The organism is Mesorhizobium sp. Arg314 (genome assembly GCF_053714275.1).
On record NZ_JBSKBP010000012.1, the window covers coordinates 95,362 to 119,668 of the forward strand.

Annotated in this window: 16 protein-coding genes and 4 pseudogenes; 13 read left to right on the top strand and 7 right to left on the bottom strand. The window is 60.8% G+C overall.

Going from position 1 to position 24,307, the window contains the following annotated elements:
- Positions 1–209: 209 nt before the first annotated feature.
- The 3 genes and pseudogenes from ACWGS9_RS15315 to ACWGS9_RS15325 all read left to right on the top strand — a co-directional run bounded on the left by ACWGS9_RS15315 (position 210) and on the right by ACWGS9_RS15325 (position 2,531).
- A complete protein-coding gene (locus tag ACWGS9_RS15315) occupies positions 210–914 on the top strand; it encodes a GntR family transcriptional regulator (protein WP_454506043.1) in 705 nt (234 codons plus the stop codon).
- An 11-nt stretch (positions 915–925) separates the two neighbouring features.
- A pseudogene (locus tag ACWGS9_RS15320) lies at positions 926–1,075 on the top strand (two-component system response regulator); the annotation flags it as partial.
- 436 nt (positions 1,076–1,511) lie between these two features.
- The gene (locus ACWGS9_RS15325) at positions 1,512–2,531 is read left to right on the top strand and encodes a coiled-coil domain-containing protein (RefSeq protein ID WP_454506044.1); all 1,020 of its coding nucleotides are present in this window, start codon (positions 1,512–1,514) and stop codon (positions 2,529–2,531) included.
- A gap of 755 nt (positions 2,532–3,286) precedes the next feature.
- Here ACWGS9_RS15325 and ACWGS9_RS15330 read toward each other — a convergent pair.
- Entirely contained in the window at positions 3,287–4,333 is a 1,047-nt protein-coding gene (locus tag ACWGS9_RS15330; RefSeq protein ID WP_454506045.1) for an integrase, read from the bottom strand.
- Complete coding sequence (locus ACWGS9_RS15335) at positions 4,297–4,575, bottom strand: DUF6538 domain-containing protein (protein WP_454506046.1); 279 nt, start codon at positions 4,573–4,575, stop codon at positions 4,297–4,299. The genes ACWGS9_RS15330 and ACWGS9_RS15335 overlap by 37 nt, the downstream gene beginning before the upstream one ends.
- A gap of 591 nt (positions 4,576–5,166) precedes the next feature.
- On the opposite strand from ACWGS9_RS15335, the pseudogene ACWGS9_RS15340 reads away from it, so the two are divergent.
- From ACWGS9_RS15340 to ACWGS9_RS15370, 7 genes and pseudogenes are all read left to right on the top strand, one after another.
- Positions 5,167–6,215, top strand: a pseudogene (locus ACWGS9_RS15340) (IS110 family RNA-guided transposase).
- Positions 6,216–6,643: 428 nt separating this feature from the next.
- Complete coding sequence (locus ACWGS9_RS15345; RefSeq protein ID WP_454506047.1) at positions 6,644–6,859, top strand: cupin domain-containing protein; 216 nt, start codon at positions 6,644–6,646, stop codon at positions 6,857–6,859.
- 131 nt (positions 6,860–6,990) lie between these two features.
- Positions 6,991–8,285: pseudogene (blh, locus tag ACWGS9_RS15350) on the top strand (bifunctional sulfur transferase/dioxygenase Blh).
- Between the two features lie 4 nt (positions 8,286–8,289).
- On the top strand, positions 8,290–8,628 hold the full coding sequence (bigR, locus tag ACWGS9_RS15355) for a sulfite-sensing transcriptional repressor BigR (protein WP_454506048.1): 339 nt from the start codon (positions 8,290–8,292) through the stop codon (positions 8,626–8,628).
- Positions 8,625–9,035 carry a YeeE/YedE family protein gene (locus ACWGS9_RS15360; protein WP_454506049.1) on the top strand — a complete coding sequence of 137 codons (411 nt, stop codon included), beginning with the start codon at positions 8,625–8,627 and terminating at the stop codon, positions 9,033–9,035. The genes bigR and ACWGS9_RS15360 overlap by 4 nt, the downstream gene beginning before the upstream one ends.
- On the top strand, positions 9,032–9,463 hold the full coding sequence (locus ACWGS9_RS15365; RefSeq protein WP_454506050.1) for a DUF6691 family protein: 432 nt from the start codon (positions 9,032–9,034) through the stop codon (positions 9,461–9,463). The genes ACWGS9_RS15360 and ACWGS9_RS15365 overlap by 4 nt, the downstream gene beginning before the upstream one ends.
- Positions 9,460–10,183, top strand: a pseudogene (locus ACWGS9_RS15370) (sulfite exporter TauE/SafE family protein). Before ACWGS9_RS15365 ends, ACWGS9_RS15370 begins: the two are co-directional and overlap by 4 nt.
- A 212-nt stretch (positions 10,184–10,395) precedes the next feature.
- Here ACWGS9_RS15370 and ACWGS9_RS15375 read toward each other — a convergent pair.
- From ACWGS9_RS15375 to ACWGS9_RS15390, 4 genes are all read right to left on the bottom strand, one after another.
- Positions 10,396–11,001, bottom strand: coding sequence for a reverse transcriptase domain-containing protein (locus ACWGS9_RS15375; protein WP_454506051.1), 606 nt, complete (start codon positions 10,999–11,001; stop codon positions 10,396–10,398).
- Between the two features lie 202 nt (positions 11,002–11,203).
- Positions 11,204–12,157: a nucleotidyl transferase AbiEii/AbiGii toxin family protein gene (locus ACWGS9_RS15380; protein ID WP_454506052.1), complete on the bottom strand. Its 954-nt coding sequence runs from the start codon at positions 12,155–12,157 to the stop codon at positions 11,204–11,206.
- The gene (locus ACWGS9_RS15385; protein WP_454506053.1) at positions 12,115–12,975 is read right to left on the bottom strand and encodes a type IV toxin-antitoxin system AbiEi family antitoxin domain-containing protein; all 861 of its coding nucleotides are present in this window, start codon (positions 12,973–12,975) and stop codon (positions 12,115–12,117) included. Before ACWGS9_RS15385 ends, ACWGS9_RS15380 begins: the two co-directional genes overlap by 43 nt.
- Positions 12,976–13,096: 121 nt before the next feature.
- Positions 13,097–13,492, bottom strand: coding sequence for a hypothetical protein (locus ACWGS9_RS15390; RefSeq protein WP_454506054.1), 396 nt, complete (start codon positions 13,490–13,492; stop codon positions 13,097–13,099).
- A gap of 195 nt (positions 13,493–13,687) precedes the next feature.
- On the opposite strand from ACWGS9_RS15390, the gene ACWGS9_RS15395 reads away from it, so the two are divergent.
- Genes ACWGS9_RS15395 through ACWGS9_RS15405 form a run of 3 tightly spaced genes read left to right on the top strand, consistent with a single transcriptional unit; the run spans position 13,688 to position 20,691 of the window.
- Entirely contained in the window at positions 13,688–17,161 is a 3,474-nt protein-coding gene (locus ACWGS9_RS15395) for a TerB N-terminal domain-containing protein (RefSeq protein WP_454506055.1), read from the top strand.
- Between the two features lie 4 nt (positions 17,162–17,165).
- Positions 17,166–18,479 carry an ATP-binding protein gene (locus ACWGS9_RS15400; RefSeq protein ID WP_454506056.1) on the top strand — a complete coding sequence of 438 codons (1,314 nt, stop codon included), beginning with the start codon at positions 17,166–17,168 and terminating at the stop codon, positions 18,477–18,479.
- Entirely contained in the window at positions 18,448–20,691 is a 2,244-nt protein-coding gene (locus tag ACWGS9_RS15405) for a DEAD/DEAH box helicase (RefSeq protein WP_454506057.1), read from the top strand. Before ACWGS9_RS15400 ends, ACWGS9_RS15405 begins: the two co-directional genes overlap by 32 nt.
- On the opposite strand, the gene ACWGS9_RS15410 is transcribed toward ACWGS9_RS15405, so the two are convergent.
- Positions 20,660–24,097 carry a TM0106 family RecB-like putative nuclease gene (locus ACWGS9_RS15410; RefSeq protein ID WP_454506058.1) on the bottom strand — a complete coding sequence of 1,146 codons (3,438 nt, stop codon included), beginning with the start codon at positions 24,095–24,097 and terminating at the stop codon, positions 20,660–20,662. The two genes, ACWGS9_RS15405 and ACWGS9_RS15410, sit on opposite strands and share 32 nt — an antisense overlap.
- Between the last annotated feature and the right edge of the window lie 210 nt (positions 24,098–24,307).

The window sequence follows — 24,307 nt, forward strand, 5'->3', positions numbered from 1 at the left end:
AAGTGCATGCAATCACCATGCCAGTTTCTTAATTGCAATTTGTTCAATAAAATCAGTTATTGTATCGAAGGCTTGTGCTCATACCGGAGGCAATTGCATGCACTTTCTGCCTTGAAACCAGCCAGTTTGACAGTCAGATTAAAATAGAGGCATAGAGGTCAAACCGAGTCGAAGGGCCTAACGGGTCGGCCGCTCTACGAGAAGACGGGATGGAGGAAACTTTGTCGGGGAAGCGCAGCTTGATCAGGTCGGGCACGACCGTGGATCAGATGGTGAGGGCGATCGGCGACCGGATCGTCACCGGCTACCTGCGCCCAGGCGAAAAGCTGGACGAGACCTCGCTCGCCGCCCGTTTCGACGTATCACGCACCCCAGTCAGGGAGGCGCTCGGCCAGCTCAGCGCCATGGGCCTGGTCGAAAGGCGGCCCAACCGGGGCGCTATCGTCGCTGTCGTGACGCAGGTGCATCTCGCCTCGATGTTCGAGAGCATGGCCGAACTGGAAGCGATTTGCGCGCGCTTCTCGGCCGAGCGCATGACCAGCAGCGAGCGACGCGGGCTCGAGATCGAGCACCAGGCTTCGGCGCGGATGGTGCAACTGGGCGCCGAGGAGGATTACGAGCATTTCAACACTGAGTTCCACAGCCGGCTCTATCGCGGCGCCCACAACGAGCATATCCACGATCTCACCGTCATGACCCGCAGTCGGTTGGCGCCCTTCCGGCGCGCTCAGTTCATGCTGCCCGGACGGCTGGCCAAATCCTGGCAGGAACACGACCTAATCGTCACCGCAATCATGCGCGGAGACGGCGTCGCTGCGGGCAGAGCCGCCAGGGATCATGTCTCTATCGTCAGCGAGGCAAGCGCGGTGTTCGCGGCTGATGGCCGCAAGCCAGTTCGGCGGGGCGTGGCCTGAAAATTCCAGACATTCCGAATCTCGGTAGACGCGTCCTGGTGATCGATGAAAATCGCATCCGTGCCTCGATCATCGAGGCCGGTCTGCGCGAGGCCGGCCATCTGCGGATTACCGTCCTTCATGATGTCACCGGCATCGCGCGGCGGATTGCCGAGATCGAGGACGCCGGCGGCCGGGCCGGCTGGATAAAGCGGCGATATTGAGGAACTCGGGATCCGCATGCGATAGCCGTCTACGTCAAACTGATGATGGCAAAATTAGAAAACAGGAGATAGCCTCTACGCCTCATTCGGTGCTCGGCGTTGCCGAGGGTGGTTACTAGTATTGATCTTTTGGTGCGGCATCCAGCGCCACGGCGTGCGGTAGGTGGAGAAAACAATAGCGGTGAGGGCCGCGGTCCGGTGAGGTTCAGCGATGAATCATCTGCATAGTACTAGGTCGGCATGTCTCCGCTGTGATTTCACCTTTCTTAAACGACAGCCTTTGATTTTGCTTCACGGGATACATGGCAGGGGGTGTAACGCCATACTGTTCCTCGTTCCGGCATGCCTCGTTCTGCTGTTGGCGTCTCCGGCAAATAGTCAGTCGGCGCCAAAAGTGTCAGCGGTTGCCGCGGCCAACGACGGCTTGTCGGTTGTGACGACGGAACACGCCGATATCGGGAAGGAAGCGGGCAAGGCGCAACCCAGCCCGTCCCGTGTATCTGGAAAGCCGGTGCTCTGTGATGCACACGCACTCAGGGACGGCGCACAAACCCCGCCCAGCGAGCATAAGGAGGCTTTACGCCGCGAATTGGCCGCAGCACGGGCGGATCTGGAAATTATGCAGCGCGGCGCACGTGAGGCAAGCGCCCTGGCAGCCAAGCAAGCACAAGCCTTAAAAGAGCAGCAGCGAACAGACGAAGCGCTCGCGCTCGATCTGGAGACGGCGCAGCGCGTTATCGAAAGTTTGATGGCCGAGGCCAGACTCTGGAACAGCCAGGCGGCCGCGATTGGAGCGCCCCCCGCTATGGCGGCCTCCGAAGCTGCTGCGAAGCAAGCGCTTGATGACGAGCGGCACAAGGTTGAGCTCTTGGAACAAGAACTCACCACGGCTCGCCGAACTATGGATGCACTTAAGACAGGCGCAAATCTGGCTGCGGTCGAGCACACCAACGCCATAAAGGACCGACAGGTGGCCGAGGCCGCTCTAAAGCAAGCTGGAGAAGCAAGCGAACTGGAACGCAAACGAGCAGATTCGGCCATACGTGACCTCGACATTGTTCGCAAGGAACGCGACGCTTTGAAGCAGAACTCGATAGAGTTGAGTGCGGCGCTGGACCAAGAGCGTGAAAGGGCTGCCCGCCTCGCGCGCAGCTTCGGTGCCGCGCGCGAGGCGATTGACACTGTCAAGCGTAAGCCTCGCACTGCGGCTGTGGAGCGCGCGCCGAAAGTACGTACCCCCACGGGTGCACTTGCAAGTACGCTACCGCGTTCGAGCGTCCAATCAACCGAAAAACAGAAAGTGAAGGTCCAAAGGTCACCGCAACCTGCTCTGCTGACAACCATCGATCTTCCCGCCGCATTGCTCCCAACGCGACCACCGAAAAAGCTCGACCCGGCCAGTGAAGACGAGTGAGCGAATGTATCCCGCAGGGAGTATGACGATGAAAAAATACGTCGCAGCCGCGCTAACGATCGGGATCACAATTGGGCCCGCCTCCGCTCTTGAAGCAGGCCTGGGCGGTAAGGCCGGCGGTATCGGGGTCGGGGCTGGATTGAGCGCCGGTTCGCAAGGCGTATCTGTGGGGGTGGGTTCGAGCGTCGACGGTGTAGGCGGAGCAAACGTTGGAGCTTCGGTCGGCAACGGAACAATCGACGCAGGCGTTAGTGCCAGCGGCAATGTCGGTGACACAAGCGGAGGCCCTTCGACGGGTATCGGTGTTGGCCAAGATCCAGCCGCCGAGAACGGATCGGCTACCGCTCCCGGCAGTCCGGCCGCAGCCACGACAGCTCCTGCCTCTGCCAGGACCGCCGGGCAATCCATCGCCCTGCCGCCCGTCCTCAAGCCTTCTAGATCTGGATCCGGGAGGGTCACCAAGGGCTATCCCTTTGGGTCTCTGGCACCAGTGAAAGCGAAGCCCGGTACGCCAGCCGCTGTGGTGCGCGCCTGCCGCGCGGCGATCATGTCCGCCGCGACGCCGCTTGGCGCCGTCCGTGTCAACGCGGTGAGCGCAGGTGCCTTGCGTCAACGCCGAGGCGCACTCACGGCGCCGATCCAGGTGCGAATAGACTACGCAAGACAAGGTGGCATCGAAGTCCGGCAGGCGCGAGTTGGTTGCCGCCTCGATGCAGCGGGTAGGGTCACTGCAATAATATAGCGTCGCCAGCGTGTCAGACGATCGCAGGATCGAACGGCAGCACGATCTTCATAAGTTCTTCCTGCCACATCTTCATGTCACCGCCCTCGCCATATTTCGGTCGGTCTGTTGTGTGGCCCATCAACATCCGTCGAAGCTCTTCGCCGAGCCTGGCATTCTTCATGCGATCTTCGAATGAATGACGCAGCGAATAGACGGTGTGCTTGCCCGTTGGAAACAGCTTGTGCTTCTCGAAATGCTTGTTCAACAGGGCTGAAAGCGCCGCCTCTCGGTCCTTATAGCGCGGAAAGCCATTCGAGTGCTTTTGAAACACCGCCAAGGCAACACCGACCAGTGGCACCTTGCGAACAGACGACTCCGTCTTGATCTCGCAAGGATCCTCGGGGTCGTCTCGTGGCTGAATATCGATGTAGGGCACCGACGTGTCGAGATGAATGACGCCGGCGTGGAGATTGGCCAGCTCGCTGGGTCGAGCGCCGGTTTCGGCAAAGGCCAGCACGATGCCGCGGGCTTCGCTGTTAAGGCTGGCGAGCGCACCTCGAGCGAAAATCTTGTCCCGTATCCAATCGGTGGGGAACGGTGGCCGAGTGCGCTTCGACTTGTCCCGGAATGACAGATCAGCAAACGGGTTCTTTCGTTCCGGAAAGCCGAGATGCCGGAAATAGCCGTCATAGAGAGAACGCAGGTTGCCGATGTTTCGGTTGCCCGTCGAAGCGGATCGTGAGGCTGCGCCCTGTTCCGGTGACACGAGATCCAGCCAGTGCTTGTGGACTTTTCGCCCGTCATCTCGTGTGATCTCGCTCATCGGCTTGTCGCCGAGCAGTTCGATGAACACATTGACGCTCATCTCGCGCTTGGCCTTCCAGCGCTTGCGCTGGTCGGGGCTTTTCATGCGGAGCTCGTCGCGGGCTATTTCCGAAAAGTATAATTTCAACGCGTCGGAAATCTTGTCGTCCGGGCGAGCAACCTTGCCCAGGACGGCATCAACAGCCGGAGATTTGGGGGAAGCACTAAGGGTACTCTCTACCCTCTGCAACACGATCTCGAGCGGATCGGCCACCAGGATTTCAGCGAGTGGCCGATAGACGAATTTGAGGCCCAGAGCGCATTGTCCGCTGCTTCGTGGAGATCCCTAGCTGTACGGGCCTTTCCCCTTTCGGCGGTGTCGAGCGCTCGGCGCAGCAGAGGACCTCGATGATCGAGGCCGAGAACGTCCTTGGGGACACGCCGGCGATAATGATACCGGCCAGCTCGAAGCTGCAGGAAGCGGTCCGGATCGTCCTCTTCGCGTCGGCGTCCCATCCGATCAGGCCCGCATTTGTATCACAATACGTATCACAAATCCGCAAATCGGCGCGCCGCAATTGGCGTCTTTCGTAGCTATTTCAATGAGTTACTGGGGAAGAATGGTGGTACCGTTGGCTGGGATAGCTACGCAATCTAGTCTATTGTTATTGCTCTCTTTTTTCTATTCCGACGACGTATTTGTATCACAATAGGTGTCACAAAATGTAGCACAAACCGCCCGCCCTTTGCCAAAGGCACGCGGTATATAGAGACGTCCTCTTTGATTGTCGACTCCGTCGCCATTCTACTTTTGCAGGGAAGCCAAGTGGGAATGCGGGATTTGCGGTTCGCAATCGAATTTACGGAGGCCCGCAGACAGGAATACAAGGCAGCCCAAGGGGCGTCGGCACTTGCGCCGACCTTCTGGGCCGGGAGGCGGGGGGCCGACTGTAGCGACGAGACCGCGCAACTGCGGGAGCGTCGGCATAGATGGGCTAATCGGCTTCGTGCCCATCTTATCCGTCCAGAGAGAGGGGTTGAACCGCACTGCCGATGATAAAGTAGCTTGTGGGAACAGGCACAACCATCATGCAGAGGAGCGCAGCCATAAAACATTATGCCGGCCTCGATGTCTCGGTCAAAGAAACCAGCGTCTGTATCGTCGATGAAAACGGGAAAGTATGCCGTGAACGGAAGGTGATCTCTCACCCCGGAGACCTTGTTGCCATCCTGCGTGATCCGGCATTCAGTTTGGACAAGGTCGGCATTGAGGCTGGACCCTTGTCCCAATGGCTGTTTGAAGGACTGGCAAAAGCTGGCCTCCCGGTATTTTGCATCGAGACGCGGCACACCAAAGCTTTCCTGGATGCCCTTCAACAGAATAAAAGCGATCGGAACGATGCACGTGGCATCGCCCATATGATGCGGGTCGGGCTGTTCAAGGACGTGCACGTGAAGACGCTCACTAGCCAGAAGCGCCGTGCCTTTGTTAACGGCCCGATCGTTGCTGCAGGAAAAGGCGATCGACCTGGAGAACGAGATGCGCGGGCTCTTGCGCAACTTCGGACTGAAGGTCGGCCATGCCTCGGGCGGCATGTTCGAGCGAAGGATACTCGAACTCGTCGAACACGACGCTGAACTGGGCGGAAATCATGGAGCCACTGCTCGCTGGACGACGTATGTTGAGAAAAGGTCTCGCCAAACTCGACAAGAGGGTTCTAACCGAGGCGAAGGAGGATGAGGTTTGCAGGCGGCTGATGACTGTGCCTGGCGTTGGACCGATTGTCTCGCTCGCCTATGTCTCGACGATCGATATTCCCAGCAGGTTCCGTCATTCTCGATCGGTGGGAGCGATATTGGGTCTTACGCCCGTACTGAAACAGTCCGGCGAGATGAGTCGCGTCGGCCACGTCTCTCTACGCGGGGATGCCATGATGCGAAGGCTGCTCTACGAAGCTGCCCAGTCGATGATGACGCGCGTAGTGAAATGGTGCTGGCTGAAGGCATGGGCCATGAACATTGCCAAACGGCACGGCAGCAAGAAAGCCAGGGTCGCATTGGCGCGCCGGCTCGCTGTTGTCATGCATCGCATGTGGGTGGATGGCTCGGAGTTCCGCTGGGCGAAGAAGGAGAATATCGCAAACGCGGCGGCATAGCCGTAAGCCGTAAACAGGGTATAGAGGTTCAAATTCAAGGTTCCGCGTAGCGGCGGAAGACGTCCATCGCGGACGATGGTGATGTGAGTTCGTGGCGGCGTTTATTCCGATGATCCGTCATCAGGATGCAGCATAGATTGGGCCACATCATCCACTGGACCCCATCATGGGAGGGCCGAGCGCCGATCCCGAAGAGAAGCGCGGGCCGCGACAGACGCTGGACGCTAGACGAGCCGGACGCAGACAGAGATTGCCTCCTCTGTGACGTAGCCCTTTCGGCTGGAAAGCGCCATTAGCGGTAATCTGCGCGTGGATCATGGCGTCGGCCACAGACCAAGCCGTCCACGTATCCGGAACCATTCTTCAGCCGCATCGGAAAACGGGAGAAACGGCCACTCGGCGACTTGTTCGGTTTAAGGAACTTTGGCGTGAACCTTGCCAAACTCGCTCCAGGCGGAGAGTCCTCGCTCTTGCATCGGCACAGCAAGCAACTCGTGAATCGAACCTTGAACGACGTCGTCTACCTCGAGGTGGGCGACCGCACCCCAGGAGACGAAGGGACCTATCCGAACGACGACCTCAAAGCCGCGTTGGATGCGGACGGGAAGTGGCAGTACACGCACAAGGATGGCCAGCCCTACTAAGGGCATTCATGCTGGAGGCCACGGTCATCCGGACCGCAACCTGGCCATACCTCGACAAAATTATGCATCAGGATCTTGCTATCTGTTCATTATACATTATATATAAATATATATCGAATCAGGAGAAGACAGTGCCCCTCACCCAGATAACAGAACGGCTTTGGGTCACTTCGCAGCCGGAGGTCGATGACTTCGGCCGTTACCGCGACCAGGGTTTCGCCAGTCTCATCAACGTGCGACCCGATGGCGAGGACGCCGATCAGCCCGGCAATGCCAAGGAGAAACATGCGGCTCGTCACGTAGGAATGGAGTACACCTTCATTCCGGTTACAGGTCCGTCTATCACCGAAGCGGACGTACGTGCATTCCAGAAGGCTCGCTCCGATGCGGGAGGCAAGGTGCTGGCCCACTGCAAATCCGGGACCCGAGCTCTGCTCCTCCACGTCATCGGCGAAGTCCTCGACGGCCGCATGGAGCATAGTGATGTCCTTGCGTTCAGCCGGAAACACGGTTTTGATCTTTCGTCAGCGGAGACGTAGCTTTCACGTCATCATTCGATACGACCGGAGGTGAAAGGCTTCTTCGATCGGCGCACTTGGAGCGTTCAATATGTGGTCTCCGACCCCACGACGGGCAAGTGCGCGATCGTCGATCCCGTGTTGGACTTCGACGAGAAGTCCGGAGCAACGGCGACGAAAAATGCCGACGCCATCCTTGAATACGTCGCGTCGAAAGGGCTTCAGGTCGAGTGGATTCTCGACACGCATCCCCATGCGGACCATTTCTCGGCAGCGCCATACATCAAATCCAAGACAGCCGCGCCGACTGCCATCGGTGAACGCGTGGTAGATGTCCAGAAGCTATGGAAGGGCATCTACAACTGGCCTTCTCTGGCCACGGATGGCTCGCAGTGGGACAAGCTCTTCGCCGATGGCGAGGAATTCACAGTCGGATCGATCAAAGGACGCGTCATGTTCTCGCCTGGCCATACGTTGGCTTCGGTGACTTACGTGATCGGCGATGCCGCCTTCGTTCACGACACGATCTTCCGACCCGACAGCGGCACGGCGCGCGAGGATTTCCCCGGCGGAAACGCAACTCAACTCTGGAGCTCGATCCAGGCGATCCTGGCGCTTCCCGAGGAGACTCGACTGTTCACGGGTCATGACTATCAACCGGACGGACGCCAGCCGAAGTGGGAAAGCACCGTCGGGGAGCAGAAGCGGCAGAACCGCACATTGTCGGTCGCGATGTCGCCAGCTTCGTCAAGATCAGGACCGAGCGCGACAAGACTCTACCCATGCCGAAGCTGATCCTGCATTCGTTGCAGGTCAATATCCGCGGCGGGCGGCTGCCGGAGTCCGAGGACAATGGGAAGCGATACCTCAAGATACCTCTGGACGCCCTGGAAGGCTCAGCATGGTGACGACATGAACTCCACGAAAATCGAAAAGCGAATTGTGGACCTCACCGACTTGCAGGCCAAGGCTTCTGAGGTCTCCGAACTCCTGAAGACGCTCGCGCATCCCATGCGGCTGATGATCGTCTGCACCCTCATCAAGAGCGAGTATTCCGTCAGTGAACTCGAGGAAAAGCTCGACATCCATCAACCCAATCTCTCGCAGCAGCTGACCGTGCTGCGGGAGGCCGAAATCGTCGAAACCCGCCGGGAAGGCAAGCAGATTTACTACAGATTGACGGCGCGTAAGGCGGAGCGGCTCGTCGGCGCGCTCTACGATATCTTCTGCGCCAGCGGAGACAGCGAATGAACGAATATCTTCCATCATTGGCAGGCGGCATGCTGATCGGGCTTTCGGCCTCGATGCTCCTGCTCCTCAATGGCCGGATCGCCGGGATCAGCGGCATTGTCGCGAGACTTGCGCAGGGATCGAAGATCGGGACCAACGCCCTCTTCGTCGTCGGGCTGATCTTCGGGCCGATCCTTTATCGCCTCATGGCTGGCGAGCCCCCCGCATCAACGATCTCAGCCTCCTGGCCGTCGCTGATCATCGCAGGGCTGCTTGTCGGCTTCGGTTCTCGGATGGGCTCCGGCTGCACCAGCGGCCATGGCGTTCTCGGGCTTGCACGGCTGTCGTCGCGGTCTTTGGTGGCCGTTGTCACCTTCCTGACAACGGGTGTCGTGACCGTCAGCGTCATTGGAAGGCACTTGTCATGACGCATAGTGTTCCCAAACTCGCAACTGCAATGGCCTCCGGTCTGATATTCGGCCTAGGTCTATCGTTCTCCGGAATGTTGGATCCCGTTCGCGTGCAGGGCTTCCTCGACGTGTTCGGCGCATGGGACCCAAGCCTCGCCTTCGTTCTCGGCGGAGCTGTCACCGTCGCCGCTATAGGCGTGGTGGTATCCCGCCGTCTTGCGCGGCCGGCATTCGACGCAGAGTTTCATCTACCGGGGACGCGGGGGATCGATCGACGCCTCGTGGTCGGCTCCGCCATGTTCGGTATCGGCTGGGGTATTGCGGGATTTTGTCCTGGCCCGGCGATCTCCGCGCTAGCGCTAGGGAAGGCTGAGGTCATCGTCTTCGTCGTGACGATGGTGCTCGGAATGATCGTTCATGACAGATGGGCGGGGCGAGCCAGATGAGCACTAGCGTCATTGCCGCGATCGGCTCGGGCGGACTGGTGGGCTTCATGCTCGGTCTGCTCGGCGGAGGCGGCTCGATCCTCGCCACCCCGCTCCTCCTTTACTTGTCGCGGTGGCACAGCCGCAATATCGCAATCGGAACAGGGGCTCTGGCGGTGTCGGTCAATGCCTTCGTCAACTTCGCATCCCATGCCACAAAGGGCAAGATTTGGTGGCGATGCGCCATGGTCTTCGCTGCTATCGGATCGATCGGCGCGCTCGCCGGATCGTCACTCGGAAAGGCGATGGATGGATCGCAACTACTGTTCCTCTTCGGCGTCGTTATGGTCGCCATCGCGACACTGATGCTACGTGGACGTAAGGTCTCGCAAGCCACTCCGCGGCCCGTTGACGCCAAGATGTGCGTGACGACCACCGCTGTCGCACTGGTCTCTGGCCTCGCCTCCGGGTTCTTCGGCATAGGCGGCGGGTTCTTGATCGTGCCCGGTCTGATGGCCGCCACCGGCATGCCTATGATCAGCGCCGTGGTTCATCGCTCCTGGCGGTCGGAGCGTTCGGATTGGCAACCTCGATCAATTATGCGGCTTCCGGGCTCGTTGATTGGGCATAGCCCATTTCATCGGCGGCGGCGTGGTTGGTGGCGTCGCGGGCATGTTGCTGGCGACAAGGCTTTCTGTCTACAAGAACCTGCTCAACAGGCTATTCGCAATACTGATTTAGGTCGTTGCCGCATATATCCTTTACAAAAGCAGTTTCTCGTTGTTCGGGTAAACTGGTCAGAAGCAAATTCTGCTCTCGGCCTGATTGGCCGCTTTGGGCCGACTGCGGCCGAAGGCCTTGCCACTTCCAGTCCTGGAATAGGCCTGAACAGAGCTTGACCTAACCCCGCCGATTAGAGAAGGGCCGCCAAGGGGCGATCGCGGTAGGGACGCTCATTGCTGAGCGCCCCCCGCACAGATCTGGAAACGGTGTGCGTCAGCTTCTCGTTCGAAGCCTACCACGATGTCGTCCGCGTAGCGCACGATGATCATATTGCCCGTGGCTGATCGCTGCCGCCAGCGGTTAGCCCAAAGGTCGAAGACGTAGTGCAGGTAGAGGTTCGCGAGCAGTGGCGAAGCCACCGATCCCTGACCCGTTCCCAGTTCAGACGTCGTGACGATCCCTTCTTCCAGAACGCCCGCCTTCAGCCACTTCTGGATGAGACAGATGATACGCTGGTCGCCGATCCGATGGTTCAGGAAACTGATCAGCCATTCTTGGCTGACCTGATCGAAGAACTGCTGGATGTCGGCATCCAGTATGAAGTTCACCTTTCGCTTTTCAATCCCGACCGCGAGTGCGTCCAGCGCATCGTGCTGGCCGCGTCCGGGCCGGAAACCATACGAGAACCCGAGGAAGTCTTCCCGTAGATCGCGTTCAGCACCGCGACCGTCGCCCTTTGGACAATTTATCCTCAAGGGCGGCGATGGCGAGCGGGCGTTGGCGTCCGTCCGGCTCTGGGATGTATTGCCGCCGTGCGGGGCTCGCCCGATATGCACCTCTTTGGAGCCTATCGAGCAGATTCTCGATCAGGTGATCAAGGTCCGCTTCGTAGGCTCGCCATGTCAGCCCCGTCGACACCGGGGGCTGCATCACGCCGTAGAGCCGGTTTCTCCGGCGCTCGGACGCAGGACCGACGGCCCCGGCGAGGAGCGCCGAACAATAGAACTCGCCCGATAACATTCAAATTCCCGAAATCAATCAATGCTTCTTCGGGCCATCGGCTTCGGGTTTGATCCGTTCCTGGCCAAGGATCTTCTCGAGATCCGCATAGGCACGGCGATGCCGATCCTCGGGCATGCGTTCCAGATTCTGCAGCTTCCAGCGGACGGAAGGCAGGTTCTGGACGCCTTCGATCCCGAGCAGGTTCCAGTCGGGGCGGCGGGCCTTGAAGGACAAAAGGAAACTACGCTGGTCCTCCGTCAGCGCGTCATTAATGCCGGCAATCAGCCGTTCGCGGACCGCCAGCAGTTCGTCAAGGCTGACCTCAACCTGGGACATACGCATGAATTCACCTTCGTAGATGCCTGCAATGTCCTTGCGAGTGGGTTGCAGGAGCTCAGCCATCGTACGGTTATGGCTGATAAGGTAGACTAAAAAGGTCTTGATCAGGTCTTTTGTAAGCCCCTCGTTTTCGAGCAGCAGTTTGACATCGAAAAGATCGCGTGGGTGCTGGCGGTCGAGGGCAGCGCAGATTTTTCCAGCGTAGAGGTCCGGTATTGATAGAAGCTGCATCTCGACGTAGCCGAACTGCTCTTCAACGGTGGACGATACCTCGCGGAGTTCTTGTGGAAAGACCGATCCGCGCAGGACGGGAGAGAGTTCAATCTTGATGCGGTCGCCGCCCTGCGAGACGAAGAGGCGCAGCGCATCTGGCTGGTTTTCGAAGGAACGGACAATCTCAGTGCCAGGCATGGCTGCGATGATTGCATCCGCGATGCGGCCAAGAGCGTCGGCGATGTTTCGGAGAGCGGCATCGCGATCGTCCATCGGCAGATAGACAAGGTCTACGTCGACCGAGAGGCGCGGCAGGTCGCGGATGAAAAGGTTGATTGCCGTGCCGCCCTTGAGGGCGAACGATGTTTCCGTCGCCACGATCGGCAGAGTGCGCGTCAGGAGGCGGATTTGCCTGTAGTATGGGCTGGCGGTGTCCACATCTCCTCCGGAACCGTTATGCGGTATCTTGTATCGAGTCTGCCGCCCTTGGCCAGGACCCTGTTACCACTGCCAAGGCCACGCGCATCGAGAGTTTCAGGATCGGGCAACTTGCTGAACCATGGGTATGCCTGCCGCTCGGCCATCCAGTAGAACAGCCGGCGGACCTTGACGCTGGTGCATTTGCGCAGAAGCTGCTCCATGCGACGCGGCGAGAGCGTGGTCATTCCCTGCAACAGTTGGTTGGCATGCTCGAACGAGATCGTACCGGGGACATCCATCAGCACTTCCAGGTAAGCTCGCTCGGGCGATGACATGGCAAATGGCCACGCTGAGGCACGCTGCCCCGGGGCGTCTGCCTGGGTCAGGACACGCTCCTGTGTATCGTATTCCCGGTAGATCAGGCCCGCGCCGCCAAGAGAGGCAAGGCGGTTATGACGGGTAAACTGCACGCTGGGCAGCGCATCCGAAAGCCAGGCTGGCAACGGGTCCTTGCCATACAAGTGTATCGTTCGTTGGCGAGATAGCGGCAGGAAGTGCGCAAAACCGGCAAGCTCAAGCGCTGTCAGCCCTCCCGCAGCCAGATCGGCCATGAAGACATTCTGCAACGAGCAGACAACGCTTTGCCAAATCAGGTGTGTACCCGGCCGCACATATACCCCTGGTGCGAGGGCGTGGAGTTGTTTGCTCTTGAGTAGATTGTCGACCGCGTGACGGACAAGGTCGGGATTCTGCCTCGAGAGCCATTGCTTCGTGACAGGAAACCCTTCCGGGATAAGATTCAATAGCAATTGTCGTCGGGTGGCGTTCGTGGGCATCTGTTTCCGAAAATCGTCTGTTGCGGCGATGATCGCCGCAGATCGATATTACTTTAAATACCATACCATCGGAAGGTTTGCAATTATTCCGCTTTGCGGCGATCATCGCCGCAAAGAGCATTTAGGAAACCTGGCCCTCTTCAAGCCAGCGGCCGCTCATGCCGACGAAATGACCAGCGCCATGCATGTAGGCTCCGGCCAGCCGGAAGCCATGGTTCAACGTGGGGCTGCGCGGTGCAGACATCGCGGTCATTTTCAGGACCCGCCATCGTCGCGATATAATCGCCGCAGCGATTTTGCGCACCCACGAATCTCTTTCGTATGTAGCCATCCCGGCGGTATTGATGGACCAACCGGCCGAGGCCATTTGTAATTCCGTAATATGCCCCTGAAGGATGCATGCCTGATGCAAACATCCGTGCCGAGGCAAGACTGGCCAAAGGCTCGAACCGAAGCGGGGATTGTGGGCACTCGTGGCTGGCAGAAACAACGCCACCCAGCCGATCGCCGTCTTCATTTACGCAATCGCTTTGCGCGCCCGTCGTGAATCCTTTGGCTACACCTGGCTATCTATGTTGAATTTGTGACCGCCACGCGCGCAGCGCCCTTCAACCGGGCGACAGGTTGTGGATATTGTGTATGGTTAGTTCTGTCCAAGTAAGATTTTTGCTGCCATGCCTTTGCAATGAGACTTTCAGCCCTCGCTATCGCCTTGGCCATCACGACTGGCTTGGCGGCCGCCGACGAACTTACGCCTGCCAGGATCGCTCAAAAGGTCCTGCTTGAGCGCGGCTATCCGATTGGCGCCGTCGACGGCATCTGGGGGCGCCGTTCGGCAGCCGCCATGTCCGATTTGCAGAAGCGGCTTGGGCTGCCTCAGACAGGCCAGCCGGACGCCCTGACGCTCAAAGCCCTGGTGACGATATCCAAGCCCACCGCACCAGACTTGGTCGATCGAGGTGTGAACACCGAGAAGAAGACCGACGCTGTCCCCGCACCGCCCAAAGCGGAACCAATCGTCCCGACATTGCCCAAAGGGGTCACAACACCGAACCACGATGTTCCCGAACAGGAAACTCTCGACGCGTCGGGCGGTGCTGGCCACGCAAATGCGGTGAGGCCCGACGTTCCGCCTGCTCGACGACCGATCGAGAGGTCTGCGAACAACAATGCCGCCCCTCTTCCGCCGAACGACAACAAGGACACCAAGCCGGCAAGCCTGTTGTTCGTTCTCGGATTGTCGGCCTTGGGGATCTATCTGTTTTCTCGATCCAGAGCTCGACGGCGCGCGCAGCCGGTCAGAGTCGAACCCAGTTTCGAACACGCTTCGGTACCATCGCGAAAACAGGTAACCGGCACGTCATCGCCAGTGGCCAATCGGCCTCTGACACAACGCAAAGAGCGACCGAGCCAGGTTTCAAGCCACACCGGGACGAGCGCCAGTTTGCAGCGGCACAATGCTGCCGTGGACGAATATGTCAGCGGCCATCGAAAACGCGGTCGATTCAACAGGATCGAAAATGAACTGGTCCAAGCGATCGTTGCTGAGTTTGGCGCTGATGCCAGCGGAGCAAGCCAAACCGCGGCGGCGCTTCCTGGTCTGGAGAGACACGATGCGGCGGTGAATGAGCTCGTCGTGTCCCGGGCGGTCGGAAGCCAACCTCTTCCGACCACAGCTGGTTTCCCTCAGGCCAGAGTCAACACGAAGGTTGGTAACGACGGTGGCTCGGAACCCCCGAGCCTGCAGAGACATAACGACGCAGTGTCTGAATTCGTCGCGTCCCAGCTGGCCGGCGGCCAATTCCACGCCCTTGGACCTGGCATTGCCCCAGCCAAAGGCAGCGATGGAGATCCTGGCGGCAGACCGGCCGCAGGCAACGGCCATTCGAGTGCGCAAAGCTTGCAGCAGCACAGCGCCGCGGTGACTGCATTGGTTGAGGCTCAGGCGGCCAAGGCAGGGGTCATTGACGCTGCCTCCAAACCAGACACCGGCGGGCGGCAGGACCTTGGCGGCTTGATCGCGCCAAGCTTGCACCAGCATAGTGCTGCCGTCTCCGCCTTTGTGCGCTCCCGGACGCTGGAGCATGAGCCGATCGACGCCAAGGCAGCCAGGCCTGGATGGACCAGCCTGCTTCCCGGTGCGAAGCCGCGTCGATCATCGGCATGGGTCGCGGCCGACCAGGAGGTCACAGTTGGCGGCCGTCGCCTGACTAAAGGGCTCGTTTATGTTGGTGAGCAGTTGAAGCCGCAGAATGGCTGGCTGCAGCGCGACAACTGCCTGATCGTACCGTCACTGCAGGTCGGCGCGCGCGCGGATGTCTCGGGCCAGTATCTGGACTACTGGCCGTCTTACGAACGCCTGTCGCCTTCGTCGCGGGCGGCATATCTCGACTGGCTGGCCTCCGACCGCGCAAACCCCGCGACACCCGTAGGCTATGTGTTCCTTTATTTCTACGGCCTGGAGCGCCGGCTCATGCTTGATCGGGCGATCGACGACCGCGCCGCCGTGCTCGTCGAAGTCGCGCGCTTGATCTCGGTCTATGGCGAGAACCGATCGTTCAGGCGCTACAGCGCCGAACTGATCGGCGCCGCACGTGCATTTGAAGTCATGCCGGATCATGAGGGCGAGCCCGCCATTGGGCTCGGCGATCTGCCGATCGCCGACAGGGTCGAACTCGGACGCCGGGCAAGCTTGCGCCAACCCATTCCACCCGCGCTGCTGCTCTCCCTGGCTGCCAATCATCCAGAGACGCGGCTGAAGGCCCCCGTGCGACGGCTGCCGCAACTTGTCGCCGAATGCTTCTGCGCCCGGGTCGTTCAGGATCACCCGAATGGGCTGTTGGTTACCTTGCCTCGTAATGTTCGTGCCCTCGAGGTTAATTACCGTGCAGCCAGCAGCACGTTCGAGGTCCCGGTCGTCGGTAGCGCACAAGCCATTCCCGACGTTGCGCAGTTGGCCCAGCCGCTCGGCTACGCGAGGGGGCTCCTGGCGTCGATTTCGGACGAGCTCGACGAGTATTCCCGTGAAATCGGCAAGGCCAACGGCGTCCCCACCACGCTGCTGGGATTGTCGAAACTTCCGCCTGGCTTGAGGCACAGACAGGCCGCCGCCGTGGCGCCCGATTCCCTCGCGAAACTCAACACAATAGCGGACAGCCGCCAGATCCATGGCCTCAAGGACCTGCTTGCGCTGGTTGGCCTCAAGACCGACGTGTCCACGAAGATCGGACTGCGCGATCTGTCGCGATGCCTGAACGGCTGGGGGTTCGGCCTGGTTCCTGATCCGCATTTCGTGCCCAAGATCCTGGCCGACCGCAGCGGGGTGCTGGTGTTTCGAGCGGATCCGGCCAGTTCCGCCGCTGCAGACTCCAGCGAGGAATATCGGCTCACCTACGTGACTTTGGCGCTCGGGGTCGTGATTGCCCAATCGGACGGACGACTGAGCGAGGCCGAAGGCCGGTTTCTGTCTAGGCTGGTCCTCGAGACGCCCGGCCTTGGCGACCAGGAGCGACGCCGGCTGGTCGCGGATCTTGTGTGGCTGGAGGCCAATCCGCTTGCCGTGGCCGACCTCAAGGAACATTTGCGCAAAATGACGGCGGCATTTCGGACAACCCTGATGGCGCGCCTCGTTTCCGTTGCCGCGGCCGACGGTGTCATCGATTCGAGCGAGGTGGCCGTGCTCGAACATCTGGCCAAGACGCTCGGCCTCGATCCGTCAGGCATCTATCATCAGCTGCACAGCACCAGAAGTGCTGCCGACGACGTTCCTTTGGTGGTCGCGCCCGAGCTTGCGACAGAGCACGCCATTCCATCCGAACCAAGAAAGCAAGGCGAGACCGTGAATGCCGATCGCCTTGCGGCGATCCGGGCCGAAACCGCCATGGCAAGCACATTGCTTGGCGAGATTTTCGACGACGAGGAAGAAGGCCTGGCGGCAGAGATTGCGCCAGCGCCTTCAGTCAACGGCGAACTCGATCAGCGACATCGCGCCCTGCTCGACGAATTGGTCACCCAAGGCCAATGGCCGCGCGGCGACTTCGACCGCCTGGTTCGCCAGGCCGGCCTCATGCCTGGCAGCGTCATTAGCAAGCTGAACGACTGGTCGATCGATCGCTGTGACGAACTCGTCCTTGAAGGGGACGACCCGATTGTGGTCAATAGCGCAGCAATACTTGAGAGTGCTTGACGATATGTCCCAGAAGGCAACGATCAAACCACGCGATCGCGACACGATCATCCAGGCCCTGAGAGCCGGTGTCGTGCCGCGCCATGGCCTGCAACATATTCAGGTCGGACGACAGCGCGAGATCCAGGCGGTAGTCGGCGATATCGACCGGATCGCCGCGGGCGGATCCTCGGTCCGCTTCATCATTGGAGCCTATGGCGCCGGCAAAACCTTCTTCCTGTTTCTGGTCCGCCAGATTGCCCTGCAAAGAAAGCTCGTCGTGCTCCAGGCGGACCTCGGCCCCGATCGCCGCATCCACGCCACGGGCGGGCAAGCGCGCTCGCTCTACGCAGAATTGGCGAGAAGCCTTGCAACGCGAACCGCGCCGGACGGAGGAGCGCTGAGAAGCGTCATTGAGACGTTCATCGCGCAGACCGGCGAGCTGTTACCCGGTCAGCCGATCGAGCAGGCGATCAACTCCCGCCTGGCCCCGCTGCGGGAAATGGTCTCGGGCTACGACTTTGCCGCCGTTGTCGCTGCCTATGCCCGGGGCTACGAGGAAGGAAACGAGACGCTTCAGGAGGCAGCACTTCGCTGGCTGCGCGGCGAATACACCACCAAGACGGAGGCCCGCGCGGACCTCGGTGTGCGAACCATCATCGACGACATGGCCTTTTACGATGCCTTGCGGCTTTTGGCCAAATTTGTGCGGATCGCAGGCTTCGCCGGACTGCTGGTGTGCCTCGACGAGATGGTGAACCTCTACAAATTGCAGAACGCGCAGGCCCGCAAGCAGAATTACGAGCAGATCCTGCGCATGTTCAACGACAGCCTGCAGGGAACGACGGAAGGGCTTGGCTTGCTGTTCGGAGGCACTCCGGACTTTCTGCTCGATACACGTCGGGGGCTATATTCCTACGAGGCCTTGCAGTCCCGCCTGGCCGGCAATAGCTTTGCCTCCGATAACCTTATCGACATGGGCGGCCCGGTCATCCGTCTGCAGAGCCTTGCTGTCGAGGAGCTGCTGCACCTTCTGGAGCGGCTTCGGGACGTGTTCGCCGCTGGAGACAAGGCAGCCTACCTTGTCCCGGATGAGGCCCTGCAGGCGTTTCTTGAGTATTGTCGATCTAAGATCGGCGAGGCCTACTTCCAGACCCCGCGAAACACAGTCAAGGCCTTCGTCGATCTGTTGGCCGTGCTCGAGCAGAACCCTTCGAGCAACTGGCGCGAGCGGCTGGGCGTGATGGAGATTGCTCCCGATAACGGCGCGGTGGCGGACCGGTCTTTCCTTCCCGACGACAACGGCGTTGACGACGACCTTGCCACCCTCCGGCTCTGACGGCATCGCCGCCTTCGAGAGCCTGGCGGAGCCTGTCCGGCGCTGGATCTGGAAGCAGAGATGGTCGAGCCTGAGGGACGTGCAGGCCAAAGCCGTTCCGGCCATCCTGCCAGGTGGCGACGTCATCGTGTCGGCGCGGACCGCGGCCGGAAAGACCGAAGCTGCGCTTTTGCCGTTGTTGACGCGCGTCCTGCGGCGGACTGAGCGTAAGCCTGGCTTCGACATCCTGTATGTCAGTCCGCTCAAGGCGCTCATCAACGATCAGTATCGCCGCCTGGAGAGCCTTTGCGAGGATTGCGAGGTCTCGTTGCATCGCTGGCACGGCGATGTCTCGTCAGACGCCAAGCAAAGGGCCCGGTCACGGCCCTCGGGAATCGTGATCATCACGCCCGAATCCCTGGAAGCAACTCTGATCTGGCGCGGGGCGGACGTACCGCAGTTGTTCGGCGCGCTGGAGGCGATCGTGATCGATGAGCTCCACGCCTTCATCGGCCGGGAGCGCGGCATGCAGTTGCAATCCATCCTGACCCGTATCGAGATCGCCGCCGGACTTGATCGTGTCGATCGTATCGGGCTCTCGGCGACGCTGGGCGACATGCGGCTAGCGGCCGACTTTCTCCGACCAGGTGGCGGCGACAGCGTGCGCCTGGTCGAAGGGAAAGATGAAGGCAACGGCCTCAAGTTGCAGGTTCGCGGCTACGCTAAGCCGGTCCGGACTGTCGAGGCCGATGCCGAACAGGCGCAGTCTTCCGGCACCTCGACGGTTCACAGCGACGTTGTCGGTGACATCTTCCGGTTGCTCAGGGGGCGCAGCAATCTGTTTTTCGCCGGTTCCAGGCAGCGGGTCGAAGCCTATAGCGACGCGCTGCGCGAGATGTGCGAGCAACAAGGGCTGCCGAACGAGTTCTTCGCCCATCATGGCAATCTGGCGAAGGCCGAGCGCGAGGACGTCGAGGAGCGCCTGCGGGAAAGCGCCCGGCCGAGCACCGCGATCGCAACCTCGACGCTCGAGCTCGGCATCGACCTCGGCGACGTGGAGACCGTCGCCCAATTGGGTCCAGGCTTTTCAGTCTCGTCGCTGCGCCAGCGGCTGGGACGGTCCGGCCGCCGGCCAGGCAATCCCGCCATCATGCGCATGTTCATCATCGAGGAGGATCCGGACAGAGTGGGCCATCCGGTCGACCGTCTACGCCTGGAGCTTGTCCAGGCGATCGCAATGGTGGAATGCATGCTGAAGGGCTGGGTGGAACCGCCCGACCCGGCCGGGCTGCATCTGTCGACCTTACTGCATCAGACCTTGTCGCTGATCGTTCAGGCGGGGCCGTTACGGGCAGCCACCGCTTACAAGGTGCTTTGCGGGCGCGGACCTTTCCGGAGGGTGAGCCGCGATATCTACGCGCAGTTGCTGCGCTCCATGACAAGCGCCGACCCGGCGCTCATCGAGATGTCCGGCGATGGCGAGCTCATGCTCGGCAAGGCCGGTGAGCAGCTCACCTACGGGCACGAATTCTACGCCGTCTTCGAAACACCGCTCGACTATCGTGTGCTGCACGGATCAAGACAGCTTGGCGTGCTTCCGCTCGACCACGTCGTGGCGCCGGGCCAGACGCTGATCTTCAGCGGCCGGCGCTGGAGGGCCAAGGACGTCGATGACAGGGCCCGCGTGATCCTGGTGGAGCCCACGACAGCGGCATTGCCGCCAACGTTTGGCGGTGACTTTGGCGGCGTACATGACACGGTTGTCGCTGAGATGCGCTCGCTGCTCAGCGGGTCCATGGTGCCAGTCTATCTCGACCCCATGGCGCGGCGCATGCTTGAGGATGCGCGACAGGCATTCATCGACTTGTCGCTTGACCGCAACGCGATGGTGCCGGTCGGCCGCGGCGTGTACGTCTTCCCATGGGTGGGTACCAGGAGGCTCGACACGCTTGCCGTCGCGTTGCTTGCCGACAATTTCGAGGTCGCAGCCGATTCACACCGCCTGGAGGTCGACGACTGCTCCGCTCCGGGACTGCTGGATGCCTTGCAGGCAATACTGACCGGTCCCACCCATGAACCGCAGGAGCTCGCACAGATGGTAGCCAAGCCGGCGATCGCGAAGTTCGACCGCTATCTGAGCGCGGAATTGCTCGGCGAGGTCGCGCTGGCCGAGCGCCTCGATATTGCTTCCCTGCCGGCTGTCATTGCGCGAATTCTCGACCCTCCTGAGTGAGGTTGGTGACAAGCTGGCCATTCAATACCGTCGCCATTTCGAGGTACCGACAGAACGCGTTGGCCAACTGCATCTGCCGTGGCGTCCGGCAGTCGGGCTCGAAGACGCTCGGACTTGCAACGACGATGCAAAGGCATTTCGCCCGCGACGTCGCCACATTGAGCCTGTTGGCGCTGTACAGGAATTCCATGCCCCGTGGCGCATCGGCATAGCTCGAGGTGGTCACCGAATAGATGACGATAGGCGCTTCCTGGCCCTGGAACTTGTCCACCGTCCCGACGCGTGCGCCCGGCAAGCGGTCCTGGATCTCGAAGACCTGGGCGTTGTAGGGAGCGATGATGAGGATGTCTTCCAGCTTGAGCTGAGCTTCCACCCCTTCACGGTCCCTCCAGCGCGCGCCTGCATTCAGGATTTCCTCAACGACTTTGCCTACCCGGTCCGCTTCTTGAGGGCTTACGCTCTGATTGCCGGCATGAGGCACGGGAATGTAGCGCAGGCCGGCACCGCCGAACGGACCGTCCATCAGGATGGACTGGTTCTCCAGGCCGGGGCGTGGATGCAACCTGCCTTCGTAGAAGAGCTCCGAGGTATAGGCGCAGATCGAAGGATGCAGGCGCCAGGTCTGGTCAAGGAACAACCCCTCCTCCTCGCCTATCGTCTGGAGTCCAGCCAACAGATGCTCGAGGGCCGAGACGTCGGCGCCTTCCGGGTGCGTGCCCTGCATCGGCTGCTCGAGCTGCTGCGGATCGCCAAGCAGGACAAGGCCTGTCGCGGCCGGCGAGATCGCCAGCACATTGGCGAGCGACATCTGCGCGGCCTCATCGATGAACAGGACGTCGACGGCGCCGACAGCATCTGGCCGCGACCACAGCCATCCCGTACCGGCAACGACATGCGCGTCTCTCCCGATTGCGCCCAGGGCCTGGGCGTTGTCGGTCGAAAACGAGATATGGGCGGTGTCCGGGATTTTCTCGGCCACTTTGTGCACACACCGGAGATCAATCCCCTGCCGTGCCGCTTCCTCGATCGCGGCGTCTAGCAGGTTGCGAATGACCTTGTGGCTGTTTGCCGTGACGCCGACGCGTCGCCCTGCTCGAACCTGCTCTACGATCATCCGCCCGCCGGTGTAAGTCTTGCCGGCGCCGGGCGGCCCCTGAATCGGCAGGACGCCGTCAAGTGCCGTGACGAGGCGGCATGCGGCCGCCGCAATCGCCTCATCAGGCCTCCGCAACGGAGCGCCGCCGACATCCGGCGGCAGCCGTTGCAGAAGATCGCGTGCCGCCTTGAAAGGTCCGGATCCGGATATGCCGTGCAAGGCGACATGCTCGCCGATCCTGACCAGGGATTCCGCCAGCACCTTGCTGTCTACGTCGCCATGTTCGAACACTGCGCCGGGATGAACCGCAGCGGTATCGCCCCGCTTCTTGACGTCAATCAACCGGTTTTCGAGATCGACCTCCACCACCTTGCCAAACTTCCCGCCGCCGACGCTGCGCAAGTCTTCTCCGCCGCGAAACTCGGCCTCCTGCGCGGGGAACTGATAGCGATGAACCGGCGCCTTGGCCGTTCCCCCCACAGCCTCCTTGAAGGTCAGGCCGGAGATCGCCGCCCGTTCATCGAACAGCTCTTCGACCGAAAGGCCTGCAAGGCGGAAATACTCCCACCAGGTGGCTTTCTTCTCCCGCCGATGCCAGTCCAGGAGATTGGCAAGGACATATTGGCCGTGCTGGGCAGCCGTCCGCTGAGCGGCGTCGACCGGGATGTCATCCATCAGGCGCGCCGCCAAAGCCTCGATCCGGGCCTGCCGGGCGGTGAGCTCCGGCGTCGCTTCCTCGGGCACGAGGGCCGGGCGCGGAACGGCCGCGCCGTCGCTTATGGCACCCGCGCGCAGGCCCTCGAGCCAATCGCGAAGGCTCGCAGTCGAGAGACAGTCATCCCGGTTGTAGCCGGTCACCACTTCGCGATCGGCCTGGGTGATGCCGGCCGGATCGCCGAGCTCGAGGCAGGCCTGCACCTTGCTCAGCGCATGATTTGCGTCCTGCAGCGCCACGCCTCGGACGAAGCCGAACAAAGGCTCCAGCTTCTTGATGGAATAGCTTTCGACGCTCGCCCGGACCGCGTGCCGGACCACCCCGTAGAGGTCGACGAGGATCTGACCGCGCAGCAGCGCATCGACCTGCTCCTCGCGGGTCGCGTAGCGCCCCATGAGCCGTTTGAGGGCACCCGGCTCATAGGGTGCGTAGTGATAGACGTGCAGATTGGGGTGATGCTGGCGACGCTCGGCAACAAAGTCGATAAAGCGCTCGAACGCCTCCTTCTCCTGCGCCGGCGTGAAGCACCAGTCTGCAACATAGCTCAACTCGCTCGAGCCGGTCCGGAAAGCATAGCCAAACAGATATTCCCGTCCGCCCTCACCAACGAAGGGGTCGCCCTCGAGATCGAAAAAGACGTCCCCATGGTCGGGTTCAGGAAGGCGGCACAGGCCAAATCCGGGTTCAACCGGCAACCGCTCATGCAGGAGCTTCCCGTGGGCGCGGCCCATCATCTGGATCCGCGCCTGCTCCCGAATTCGAACATAGGAGGACGTCGCACCCCGGTCGGGCTTCCAAGGCAGGGGAAGAGCGAGTTCGGCGAGCGCCGTCATCGTTGCGACACCACGGCGCTCGAGTTCGTTTCGCTGGGTGGCGCTGATGCCGGCAACCAGCGAAAGGTGGTCGTCCTCGTGCCGGCGCTGATCGCATTGCCTGCGCCAGCGGCAGATGTCGCAATATGGCACCGGCTCGGGGTAGACATTTTCGCCGGCATCAAGCGCGGCCTGAAGCCTGCTTCTGACATAGCGAAAGTAGGCGGCGTAGTCGCTCAGGCGAAACTGTTCCGGGCGGAACTCGGTCAGAGGCGCCACGACATAGGCAAACTCCGGCTTGAGACCCTGCACCTCGGCGAGGAGGTCGGAATAAAGACAGAGCTGGAGAACCGTCCCGCCCTTGGTCTCGCGGGCGAGCTTGGTGTCGATGACTTCATAGGACCAGGCGCCGAGCTTGCTGGGGACTTCGATGCGGCGAAGAATGTCGGCGCGCCCAGCGAACGGAGCGATCCGCAGGGCAGCCTGCACAATGACCGGCGCGCCGGCGCGCATGGCACCCAGCGTAGCGGCCATAGCCTGCCGGTCAATCCCTGTTCCCTCGATGAGGGTTACCGCCAACCCGGAGGCGCGTAGATGATCGACGTAGGCGGCTTCGTGCTGGGCGCCGCGCTGCTGAAGGATTTCAAGCAGCGGGTCCCAGACATAGGGTTTCTTCAACGCGCCGTCGGCGACGAGGCGGTCGAGCGCCGTCAGATGGCCGCAATTTAAGTGACCGACAAGGTCGGACGCGCTCAGCTGTATATCTTTGCCGATTCTATGCATTGTAATAACCTATTTAAATTCGGCAGTCCCCTAGATTGTAAGCAGAATATGACTGTGTCATCACCTCCCTGACAGGCAGTACGGGCACGATCCTATCCATGTTGTCTATAGTGAATATAACAATTCAACAATATTGCAGAGATGCCAGATCGTGAGCCCCCAGATCACTGGTGAGGCAACTTCAATTCAGCTGCTGCCGAGTTCATGGAC

Bases quoted from the DNA above. Each gene is read 5' to 3' on its own strand.
- ACWGS9_RS15315 (WP_454506043.1), top strand. From the start codon at position 210: ATGGAGGAAACTTTGTCGGGGAAGCGCAGCTTGATCAGGTCGGGCACG.
- ACWGS9_RS15335 (WP_454506046.1), bottom strand. From the start codon at position 4,575: ATGGGACGCCGACGCGAAGAGGACGATCCGGACCGCTTCCTGCAGCTT.
- bigR (WP_454506048.1), top strand. From the start codon at position 8,290: ATGAACTCCACGAAAATCGAAAAGCGAATTGTGGACCTCACCGACTTG.
- ACWGS9_RS15360 (WP_454506049.1), top strand. From the start codon at position 8,625: ATGAACGAATATCTTCCATCATTGGCAGGCGGCATGCTGATCGGGCTT.
- ACWGS9_RS15365 (WP_454506050.1), top strand. From the start codon at position 9,032: ATGACGCATAGTGTTCCCAAACTCGCAACTGCAATGGCCTCCGGTCTG.
- ACWGS9_RS15385 (WP_454506053.1), bottom strand. From the start codon at position 12,975: ATGCCCACGAACGCCACCCGACGACAATTGCTATTGAATCTTATCCCG.
- ACWGS9_RS15390 (WP_454506054.1), bottom strand. From the start codon at position 13,492: ATGAAGACGGCGATCGGCTGGGTGGCGTTGTTTCTGCCAGCCACGAGT.
- ACWGS9_RS15400 (WP_454506056.1), top strand. From the start codon at position 17,166: ATGTCCCAGAAGGCAACGATCAAACCACGCGATCGCGACACGATCATC.
- ACWGS9_RS15410 (WP_454506058.1), bottom strand. From the start codon at position 24,097: ATGCATAGAATCGGCAAAGATATACAGCTGAGCGCGTCCGACCTTGTC.